The organism is Dokdonella sp., from assembly GCF_049593775.1.
GTDB lineage: Bacteria > Pseudomonadota > Gammaproteobacteria > Xanthomonadales > Rhodanobacteraceae > Dokdonella.
Window position 1 is genome coordinate 1 of the sequence record NZ_JBAWHJ010000361.1, and the last position, 5,290, is coordinate 5,290.

General features: G+C 59.1%; 4 protein-coding genes and 1 pseudogene. All 5 read right to left on the minus strand.

From position 1 onward, the window contains the following. A pseudogene (locus WBP53_RS12395) lies at nucleotides 1-662 on the minus strand (hypothetical protein); the annotation flags it as partial. A 450-nt stretch (nucleotides 663-1,112) separates the two neighbouring features. Next, nucleotides 1,113-1,880, minus strand: a complete 768-nt coding sequence (locus tag WBP53_RS12400) for a hypothetical protein (protein WP_423929367.1) — start codon at nucleotides 1,878-1,880, stop codon at nucleotides 1,113-1,115. Continuing rightward, nucleotides 1,877-2,644: a hypothetical protein gene (locus WBP53_RS12405; protein WP_423929368.1), complete on the minus strand. Its 768-nt coding sequence runs from the start codon at nucleotides 2,642-2,644 to the stop codon at nucleotides 1,877-1,879. The genes WBP53_RS12400 and WBP53_RS12405 overlap by 4 nt, the downstream gene beginning before the upstream one ends. After that, nucleotides 2,641-3,381: a hypothetical protein gene (locus WBP53_RS12410; RefSeq protein ID WP_423929370.1), complete on the minus strand. Its 741-nt coding sequence runs from the start codon at nucleotides 3,379-3,381 to the stop codon at nucleotides 2,641-2,643. Before WBP53_RS12410 ends, WBP53_RS12405 begins: the two co-directional genes overlap by 4 nt. A gap of 4 nt (nucleotides 3,382-3,385) precedes the next feature. Beyond that, nucleotides 3,386-5,119 carry a tetratricopeptide repeat protein gene (locus tag WBP53_RS12415; RefSeq protein WP_423929372.1) on the minus strand — a complete coding sequence of 578 codons (1,734 nt, stop codon included), beginning with the start codon at nucleotides 5,117-5,119 and terminating at the stop codon, nucleotides 3,386-3,388. Nucleotides 5,120-5,290: the final 171 nt, after the last annotated feature.

Sequence of the window (5,290 nt, forward strand, 5' to 3'; positions counted from 1 at the left end):
GCAACGCCGAGAGCAGCAGCAATTTCACGCAGATCATCGTTCTTGCCCTTGTAGTGAAACGACGAGGTGCGCCCGGCGACCTTGAGATCCTGAATCTTGGCCAGCGCGTTGAGGATTTCTTCGGACATGCCATCGGAAAAATATTCCTGATCATGCCCGGGGCTCAGATCGCTGAAAGGCAGCACCGCGATGGACTTGGTGTTGACGGCTGGCTCCTCTGGTGTCGCTTTCGGCTCCAGGATCGTAGTCAGGCTTCCGGCAAACCGCGTAGCGTCACGTGCCGGCGAAAGCACGAACTTGTCGAAACCCAGATAGAGGACGGCAAGAATCAGCATGGCGATGAACAGGCGATTCAAGCGCTTGCCCGTATGCAGCGCGATGGACTGATTGACGGGAATATCGCTTTCGCACTTGAGTCCCTCCGGCGTCATCTCGAACACCCATGAGAACGCCAATGCCGGCACGAAGCCCAAGCCAAGGACCACGACAATGGCACGCAATACCCAGCCCGGTATGTCGAATGCCGGCAGCAGGGTCTCGGCAACCTGGATGATCATCCAGGCACTAACCAGATAGACGCCGGCCATGCGGATCACATTGCGGCGCTTGAGCTCGTCGAAAAAACTCACGTCATCGGCCCCTTCCCCTATGTGCGCGGTCATGCAACGGCACGCCAATGCACGATTCTACGCTGTGACGCAGGTCTCGGTTGGTATTATGCAGACCTGTCGGAGCGAAGCACCCTGTTGAAGCCCGCGCCCTCGACGGATTGACCAGCCATTCGGCTGTTGAGAACCCCGCAGGAAAAGCCTTCAGGCTCGATGCTCTCTATTCGGGCGGTGGACGAAAGCGTCATGGCTGCTTTCAACAGCCGAATGGCTGGTCAATCAACAACGAAGCGGCAACGCGAGCATAGCGATCGAAGCCCGCGTCATGAATCGGCGATATGTAGGGGAGAGATTCATGTCTGCTGCCCTTGGGCGGGTTGCGAGGAAAGAGCATCATGGCTGAAGCCAACAACGAAGCGGCAACGCAAAGGCAGTGATCGAATCCCGCGTCATTGGTCGGCTCGACATCAACGTCCGACACACTTGCGCAGATCCAGCACAAGATCATCCGCCAGCCCCCAGATCCAGATCAATTGCCGCAATCGCAGCATCGGCACGAGCGAGGATGGGCGGATAGGTCTGCAGAGCGACAATATTCTGTCCGGCCCAGAACTGAAGCTGGTTGGTCAACATCGCGTCATTCCTGATCGAATGAAGCGTGGGGCGGACGTCCAGCTTGCGCAGCAGTGGCAAGCAATCGTCCGTCAGCACTTCACGGTCGCCGCCTTCAAGCTTGTAACAACCGGACCAGAGCGCGGCACTAATCTCCGGCGGGAAATATCCGCGCACGCGCTCACGGTAGGCCGGAGGCGACACGTTGATCAGATCCCAACCCCTGATGTACTGATAGAAATTCCTCACCGCGAGTGCTGCCGAGGCGTCCGTAGGGAAGCCGAGCCGCTCGGATTCCTGATACTTGGCAACCGAGTAGCCGGTCCCCCAGACCTGCGAGGCGTGGAAAAAGTCCACCAGCAGTGCCTCGCAGTCGTCCACGCAATCCTCGCCTTCTGCCAGGAAGCGCAAGCTACTTCGTCCACCGGCAACCACGCGTTCGACGTAGCGGACTTGATATTCAAGCATGCGACGGTTGTTGAAGATCTCGGCGCGCAACTGGATCAGGTCAGATCGCTCCTGGGCTCTTGCCACGCGCTCCTCGTTCCAGTTCGAGACCTGGATACCGAGAAACACGCCGGCCACCAGCAGCACGAACTCGATCCAGATGGCAATCCAGTTTTGCTCCTTCAGGTTTTCCGTGAGACGGCGCAAGATCATGGCGAAGCCCCCAATTCACGGTCAATGGCGGCGATGGCTTCTCTGGCGCTGTCATTCTGGCGCCCGAGGTATTTCACAATCGGAGCGCCGGTGGACGTCCATTGCGTCAGTGTTTGCAGGATATCGGGGTTGGTGCGAATTCTTTCCACCGCACGCGCTGCCTGTTCGATCGGAATGCCGGCCGGACAGTTGTTGTTGAAGGTCTCGACCCCGCCAACGCCCTCATGGCAGGCGGCCCAAATCGCCTTCTGCGCATTTACGGGAATCAGTCCGCGCACCAATGTTCGATAAGCTGGCCGCTCATTCGAAATGGTGTTGATTGCAATATTCTGCGAGTAGTAGGGCTCGACAGCGGAGGCGACGTCTCGAGAACTCGGCAGGCCGATTCGGCGCAATTCGGTATATGTTGTCTGGGTGACGCCGACATCGATCCACTGCGAGGCGTGGAAGAAATCAACCAGCAGACTCCAGCATTGATCGCCGGCGCAAGCCTGGCCTTTTTCCAAAAATGCCAGCGCACGTTCGCCCGCGGCATTCACGCCGGTGTAGTAATTCATCCTGGCGGTCGTGACTTCGACATCTTTTTCGATTTCAGTCCGCAGGTTGCGCAGATGATTTCGCTCAAGCGCGTCGAACGCGCGCGCCTCGTTCCAGTTGGCAGCCTGGATGCCGAGAAATACACCGGCCACCAGAAGCAGGAACTCGATCCAGATGGCGGTCCAGTTTTGTTGTTTCAGATTTTTGGTGAGGCGACGCAGGATCATGGTTCAAGCCTTTCCAGATCACCTTCAAGCTGCTGGCGGAGCACGCGGGAGACTGCCGGCATTGCGCCTTGCCACCGCTCCCAGGTGAAAAGCGATTTGACCAAGCGGTCATCCTTGCAGGCGACATTCACCGGCACCGAAAGCACCAGTTTGCGCGCAGGCCTTGAATAGTCCGAGCCGGCGTAACTCACCTCACGGTCAACGTACGCGCCGACCATGATGGTCGGATTGTCTTGCATACGCTCGTCGAGCGGTATCGTTTCCAGAAACTCCGCCTCGCGCTGGAACACGTCGATCCGGTAGCGCGTATCCGAAAACATCCGTCGCTCCGCCTCCGACTGCTGGGCGAGCAGGCGCTGCGTCTCAGTCATCTCGTGCAGGGCACTTACGCGCATTTTCAGCCCCAGCGTGCCCATCGCCGCGCTCATACCCGCTTCGATCCAGGCTTTGTTTTCCGGCGAATCCTGGCAGGACAACAATGCGTCCAATGCCTTTGAGACGATCGGGAGACTCTGCGCGCTGCCGCGATCGAGCGTATCTAGAATTTCCAGGTTGGCCCTGATCTCGGCGCGATAGCGTTCGACCGCAAGAACATGATCGTGCCGCGCCTCGCGTTCCTCATTCCAGCTCGACACCTGCATGCCGATGAACACGCCGAAGATGACAATCACCAACTCGGTGGCAATCGCGCCCCATTGCTGTTGCCTGAAGCGTTGCAGAAAGCGGCGGAAGATCATGGCATCACTCCGGCAAGCCCAACTTTTCCAGCAGCGCTGCATAGCGCGGGTCGCCAGAGAGCTTGTCCATGATGGGATCGCTCTTGAGGAAGGACAGGCCTCCATCGTTGTACGCGTGAGCGGTATCCAGCCATTCGAATGGCTTGTCGGTGTCGCCACGCCAGGCATAGGCCTCTGCGATCTGGTAGGCGCCGGCAGCGCCGTATGTGCTGACCCCCTCTTCCAGTGCTTGTTGCGATTCGCTCTCGTGACCCAGCGAGTACTCGGCCATGGCGATACCGGCTGGACGATAGATGTTGCCGGCGGTGCGGAACTCCGCCAGGGCCTCCTGCGCATGCCCCTGAATCAACTCGTTCAAGCCAGCAGCGAAGCCCGTATAGATTGAATTGGGACTGATTTCCCTCGCCCGCTGAAACGCCTGGCGAGCCCCAGCATGATCGCCGGTCGCATACAAGGCGCGCCCCAGGTCATTCCATGCTTCGAGCAGGAGCGGGTCGATCACGGTCGCCTTGCGCGCGGCCTCGGCGGCGTCAGCTGAATGCCCCAGCGCCATCAGCAGGCGGTAGTTGCCCACCTGTGCGCCGCTGCTGGCGGTGTTGAGTTGAAGTGCCCTTTCGAAATCCGTGCGTGCACCGTCCCATTCGCGAAAGAAGCTCAATCGAATGATGCCGCGTGCGGCATAAGCATCAGCCAGCTGCGGCGCCTTGGCGACGGCCTGGTCGGCGATGTCCATCGCATGCTGTTTGCTGGCTGGATCCCCGGCGATATCGGCGAGAAAGTATTCCACGAGCGCCAATTCAGCCCGCGGCGCGCCATAGTCGGGATCCAGATCAATCGCGCGCCGAAAGGCGATTGCAGCGCGGTTCAGATCGTCCGGAGTCTGGAGGTTGTAAAACTTCTTGCCGAGCAGGTACTGGTTGTGGGCTTCGGAATTGCTGCTCTGATACGGATTGGACAGCTGCTGGTGTGGCAGCAACTTGACCTTGAGCGCGTCGACTACGGCCGCGGCGATCTCGTCCTGGACCATGAACACATCGGTCAGTTCGCGATCGTAGGTTTGCGACCAGAGATGCGAGCTGTCTGACGCGCGGATCAACTGCGCGGTCACGCGTAGTGTATTCCCAGATTTGCGTACGCTGCCCTCAAGCAAGTGCTCGACATTGAGCGTCCTGGCAATCGTGGCGACATCGACTTCCTTGCCCTTGAACGAGAACGACGAGGTACGCGCTATCACCCGAATCTGCGGGAGTTGCGCAAGCAGGTTGAGCAGTTCTTCGGACAGGCCATCGGAGAAGTACTCCTGATCCTGCTCCTGGCTCATGTCGACGAAGGGCAAGACTGCAATCGAGTTGTCGATAGCCGCAGTAGTTGGCGGTGGCGTCGATGCAACCGATGCACTGGATGCGCTCGATGCGATGGGTGCAGTAGTTCGATCGTGGAAGAACCAGCCTAGCGCCAGCACGGCCAGGATCGCGGCCACGCCGATAACCCGCTTGCTGCCCGCGCGTGACGGATCTGCCTTGATGCCCTCGGGCGTGATGTCGAAGACCCATGCCATTACCAGCACGATCGGCAAACCCAGCGCGACCAGAAGGGTCACCATGCGCGGAGTCCAGGCTGGCAGGTCGAACTGCGGCAGGATAGTGGCCGCCACCTCGATCACCAGCCAGCCGACGACAAGGTAGGCGGCACCAACCTTGAATACCTTGCGGCGCTTGAGTTCGTCGAAGAAACTCACTTCATTGGCTCCTTCCCCTGTGTGGCATTACCAAGCAGCAGCCAGCTGATTCTGGATTCTACGCTGTGCCTGCAATTCGGCTGCGTCACTCTGTATTTTTAGCTGAAACCAATCAAGGCAACGCGTGCAGAGCAATCGATACCCGCGCACTTTTCCGGGCAGTTGTAGGGG

Bases quoted from the DNA above. Each gene is read 5' to 3' on its own strand.
- WBP53_RS12400 (WP_423929367.1), bottom strand. From the start codon at position 1,880: ATGATCTTGCGCCGTCTCACGGAAAACCTGAAGGAGCAAAACTGGATT.
- WBP53_RS12405 (WP_423929368.1), bottom strand. From the start codon at position 2,644: ATGATCCTGCGTCGCCTCACCAAAAATCTGAAACAACAAAACTGGACC.
- WBP53_RS12410 (WP_423929370.1), bottom strand. From the start codon at position 3,381: ATGATCTTCCGCCGCTTTCTGCAACGCTTCAGGCAACAGCAATGGGGC.